Origin of the sequence: Acinetobacter sp. UBA1496 (assembly GCF_002324975.1) — a bacterium.
GTDB lineage: Bacteria > Pseudomonadota > Gammaproteobacteria > Pseudomonadales > Moraxellaceae > Acinetobacter > Acinetobacter variabilis.
The window spans coordinates 1-4,690 of the sequence record NZ_DCRI01000013.1; the positions used below are offsets into that span (position 1 = coordinate 1).

4 protein-coding genes are annotated in these 4,690 nt (G+C 42.3%); all 4 read left to right on the forward strand.

Annotated features, from left to right (window positions below; genetic code table 11):
• The first annotated feature begins 46 nt into the window (after nt 1–46).
• Nucleotides 47–1,795 (forward strand): SulP family inorganic anion transporter, encoded by a 1,749-nt coding sequence (locus B3143_RS01125; RefSeq protein WP_286739223.1) that lies wholly within the window; start codon nt 47–49, stop codon nt 1,793–1,795.
• A gap of 313 nt (nt 1,796–2,108) precedes the next feature.
• The gene (sstT, locus tag B3143_RS01130) at nt 2,109–3,305 is read left to right on the forward strand and encodes a serine/threonine transporter SstT (RefSeq protein ID WP_004785593.1); all 1,197 of its coding nucleotides are present in this window, start codon (nt 2,109–2,111) and stop codon (nt 3,303–3,305) included.
• Between the two features lie 42 nt (nt 3,306–3,347).
• A complete protein-coding gene (locus B3143_RS01135; RefSeq protein WP_286739220.1) occupies nt 3,348–4,022 on the forward strand; it encodes a YoaK family protein in 675 nt (224 codons plus the stop codon).
• Between the two features lie 15 nt (nt 4,023–4,037).
• Nucleotides 4,038–4,574, forward strand: coding sequence for a DUF2058 domain-containing protein (locus tag B3143_RS01140; RefSeq protein WP_004785589.1), 537 nt, complete (start codon nt 4,038–4,040; stop codon nt 4,572–4,574).
• Nucleotides 4,575–4,690: the final 116 nt, after the last annotated feature.

Genomic DNA, 4,690 nt, shown 5'->3' on the forward strand with positions numbered 1-4,690 from the left:
CTTACGTCGAACTCAGGTTATCTATATTTGTGATTTAGACCTGTATATGCCAAATTTTAAGTCTAGACTGCTCAATAGACTCCCTGCCTGGTCATGGTTAAGTCAGTACAACCCGGTGAAATTAAAATCGGATGTATTGGCTGCCCTGATTGTCGTTGCGATGCTGGTACCACAAGGGATGGCCTATGCCATGCTGGCAGGCTTGCCACCGATTATGGGACTCTATGCCAGTATTCTGCCAATGATCATTTATGCCTTATTGGGCGGCAGTACGACTTTATCGATTGGACCAGTGGCGATCATTTCCATGATGACCTTTGCCACACTGAATCCTTTATTTGAAGTGGGTTCTCCGGTCTATATTGAAGCGGCAACTTTATTGGCATTGATGGTCGGCATTATTTCCCTGCTTTTGGGTGTGTTCCGTTTCGGCTTTTTAATTCAACTGATCAGCCATCCAGTCATTCAGAGCTTTATTATTGCTTCGGCTCTATTGATTGCTTTTGGTCAGTTCAAGTTTCTGGTGGATTTACCTTTAAAAGCCAATAATATTCCCGAGCTGGTGAAAAGCCTGATTGAATATTTACCACTTTTGCATCTCCCGAGTTTGGTCTTTGGCCTGCTTTCTATCGGTTTACTGGTTTATCTGCCGAAACTATTAAAATCCCAAGCCATACAAAGCCGGATCGGTTCGACTGATTTTCTGGTTCGGGCAGTTCCACTGATTCTGGTTTTTCTCGGTATTGCAGCCGTTCTTTTTTTAGACTTAAAAGTTCAGGGAATTAAAACTGTCGGAGAAATTCCTTCAGGCTTTCCGCCTTTGTCTTTCCCACACTGGAACTGGGAACTGGTGATGACCTTATTACCGGGTGCCAGCATGATTACCATGATCAGTTTTGTGGAATCTCTCTCTATTGCTCAGGCAACGGCGCTACAGCAGCGTAGTAATTTAAATAGCAACCAGGAACTGATTGCGCTCGGTGTAGCCAATATCAGTGCCGGAATCAATTCCGCCTTTCCTGTAACCGGTAGTTTATCACGTACTGTGGTTAATGCTGACGCTGGCGCCAAAACACCTTTGGCTGGCGTATTGTCTTCTTTATTGATTGTCGTGGTCAGTCTGTTCTTTACCAGCTTCTTTGAGGATCTACCACTGACCATTCTGGCTGCAACCATTATTGTATCTATTTGGAAACTGGTCATTTTCCAGCCTTTCGTCGATGCCTGGCGTTATTCCAAAGCTGATGGCATTGCCATGTGGATTACCTTTTTTGGTGTGGTATTACTGGATATCACCACTGGCCTGATCGTCGGGATTATTTCGACCTTTATTCTTATGCTATGGCGCATCAGCCGTCCTCATATTGCTGTTGTGGGTCTGGTCGAAGGCACCCAGCATTTCCGGAATATCCAGCGTCATCAGGTGATGACTTCTGATCGGGTACTGTCTCTGCGTATTGATGAAAACCTAAGTTTTTTAAATGCGCATACCTTAAAAGGTTATCTGATTAATCAGTTAAGTTTAAATGACAAGTTAGAGCATGTGATTTTGAACTGCTCCAGTATCAGTGCGATTGACTTGAGTGCCTTGGAAATGCTGGAAGAGCTCAATGCTGAATTGTCTAAACTGAATATTCGCCTGCATTTTGCAGAAGTGAAAGGCCCGGTATTCGACCGTTTGCAGGCCTCCAAACTCATGACACATTTGAGTGGACGGATTTATCTAACCCATTTTCAGGCAATTCAGGATCTGGCACCGGAAATTTTCGAAAAGCCTCAGCATTATATGATTTAAGATTTTTCAATTCTTTGCATGATAGACATGCTGTCATGCAAAGAATTCAACTGAAATATAACTGGAAATGATTGATTTAAATTCTATATTCATCTAAAAAATAAAGATTAAAAACCGATCAGTAAATCTGGCCAATTCTAAGAATTTTGTATGGAAATAATACGATCAAGATAAAAAACCATCTTAATTATTTATTAATTTTCAGATATTTAAATATTATCTGAAAATATATTTTAAGCGATCCTTAATTTAAGTATAAAATAACGCAAATTTTTTTCGCATTTAGCCCTCGTAATTTTCACAAGGCAACCTTATGTTTTCTGCCCTATCGCGTCTGAGTTTAGTCTCCCGAATCATCATCGCCATTATTCTAGGCGTTGGTGTGGCTCTGTTATTTCCTGAAGCTGCACCTTCCTTAAGTCTGTTAGGTGATCTGTTTATTAAGGCACTAAAATCCGTCGCGCCAGTTCTGGTTTTCATTCTGGTTCTTGCATCAATTGCAAATTTCCAGGTTGGCCAGACTAATTCAACGATAAGACCTATTATGCTGATGTATGCTGTCGGCATGTTCCTGGCAGCACTAAGCGCTGTCATCGCCAGTATTTTATTTCCAAGTACATTGTTCCTGGATATTGCAGCGCAAGGTGATTTACAGCCACCAGGCAGCCTAGGTGAAATTCTCAAAAATCTGGTGCTGAGCTTTGTGGCGAACCCGGTGGTTGCCATTGCTGAAGCGAATTTTATTGGGATTCTGGCATGGTCAATTGCGTTAGGGATTGCCTTCCGTCATGCATCGCATACGACTAAAACCTGTCTGAATGACGCTGCCAATGCAATCAATTATGTAATTCGTCTGGTGATCAGCTTTGCACCTGTGGGTATTTTTGGCCTGGTTGCCGTGACTTTTGCTGAAGCCGGTCTAGATACTCTGACTAGTTACGCGCATTTATTAGCTGTTTTATTGGGCACGATGGTATTTGTAGCCTTGGTGATTAACCCATTAATGGTCGGTTTCATTACCCGTCGTAATCCGTATCCACTGGTGTTTACCTGTTTACGTGAAAGTGGCATTACCGCGTTCTTTACCCGCAGTTCTGCTGCCAATATTCCGGTAAACCTGGACTTGGCAAAACGCTTAGGTGTGAAAGAGACTACTTCAAGCGTAGCAATTCCTTTAGGTGCAGCAATTAACATGGCCGGTGCATCAGTGACGATTACCGTGTTGTCTTTAGCTGCAGTAAATACTTTAGGTGTTAATGTTGACTTCACCACTATGCTAATTCTTTCTATCGTAGCGACTGTGTCTGCGTGTGGTGCTTCAGGTGTGGCTGGTGGTTCACTATTGCTGATTCCCGTAGCTTGTGGCCTGTTCGGGATTTCTTCAGATATCGCGATGCAAGTGGTGGCAATTGGTATGGTGATCAGTGTATTGCAGGACTCTACCGAGACTGCACTCAACTCATCTACCGATGTTTTATTTACTACAGCAGTAGACCGCGCTACAGATTGATTTTATATTGAAGAATCAAGATGTTTTGCTAATGATATTGTCATGCCATTACAGCGTTTACCATCGTGGGTTCAACTGGGTGCATTCTTCCTTGCGGTAAATGCCGGAATGATTAATGTATTAGGACTGGTGACCGTGTTGCATCAGTCCGTTTCACATATGACCGGTAACGTTAGTATGCTGGCAATGGCGCTGCTGGACTTGCAACCACGCCAGATTCTGTATCTGATTCTGGTTACGCTCTGTTATGTGATTGGCTCGATGTATAGCGGGCTGATTTTAGGAAATAGTCACTTTCGCTTGGGACGCCTGTATGGTTATCCTTTAAGCCTGGTGGCTTTTTTTATATTCATTTGCTGGCTATTATTACCCTATTTCCCACGTTATGCCTTGTTATGGGCCTGTGTCGCGATGGGTGTGCAAAATGCCATGGTCAGTCATTATAAAGGTGCGATTATCCGAACCACACATCTGTCTGGTGTACTGACAGATTTAGGTCTTGCTATGGGCTATCGCCTGCGTGGTCTGGTAGTAGAATCCCGTAAAGTGATCCTGCATATGCTGATCTTGGTCGGCTTTTTAATGGGTGGCATACTTGCCAGCTGGATTTATCCTTATTTAAAATTAAATGCATTCCTGGTCCCTACAGCGTTAAGCCTACTGCTTAGCCTGACCTATTGGGTGATCTATTTACGTTATCGACATCAACACGACTAATTTCTGGAAACTCTCATGGTTAAAAATGCATTACAGGCACAATTGTTAAAGGCAGGCCTGGTCGATAATAAAAAAGCCAAAAAACTGTCTAAACAAGCTGTACATGAAAAGCGCACAGGCGACAGTAAAGAAGCCGAAATCAAGGCCAAGATTGAACAGGACAAACAGGAAAAGCTGGCTAAAGACCAAGCGATTGAACAGGCGAAAAAAGTCCAGTTGCAGGAAAAAGAACTCAAAGCGGCCATCATGCAGATGATTAATCAGCATAAAATCCGCGATACGGATGGTGAGATCAGTTATCAGTTTATTGATGACAGCAAGATCAAGAAAGTTTATATCAACCAGCAGATTTATAATGCACTGGTCGCTGGCAGTCTGGTGATTGCACGTGAAAATGAGAGTTATGCCTTCCTGCCTAAAGCTTTGGCGGATCGCATCAATTCGAAAATGGAAGGCTTTATCATTGTGAATAATTCAGAGAAAAATGAAGAAACCACTGATGAAGAAGACCCATATGCAGCTTATGTGATTCCTGATGATTTAATGTGGTAAGTACATTTTTCTTAAAAGCACAAATAAAAAACCGGCATATTTACCGGTTTTTTTATCTGTTTAATTTGATCTATAACAGCTTATCTTTATGCTTATTCTTGGCAGAGTAAAACTTG

What these genes read in the sequence shown, in the direction of transcription:
- B3143_RS01125 (WP_286739223.1), top strand. Translation starts at nt 47, where the DNA reads ATGCCAAATTTTAAGTCTAGACTGCTCAATAGACTCCCTGCCTGGTCA.
- sstT (WP_004785593.1), top strand. Translation starts at nt 2,109, where the DNA reads ATGTTTTCTGCCCTATCGCGTCTGAGTTTAGTCTCCCGAATCATCATC.
- B3143_RS01135 (WP_286739220.1), top strand. Translation starts at nt 3,348, where the DNA reads ATGCCATTACAGCGTTTACCATCGTGGGTTCAACTGGGTGCATTCTTC.
- B3143_RS01140 (WP_004785589.1), top strand. Translation starts at nt 4,038, where the DNA reads ATGGTTAAAAATGCATTACAGGCACAATTGTTAAAGGCAGGCCTGGTC.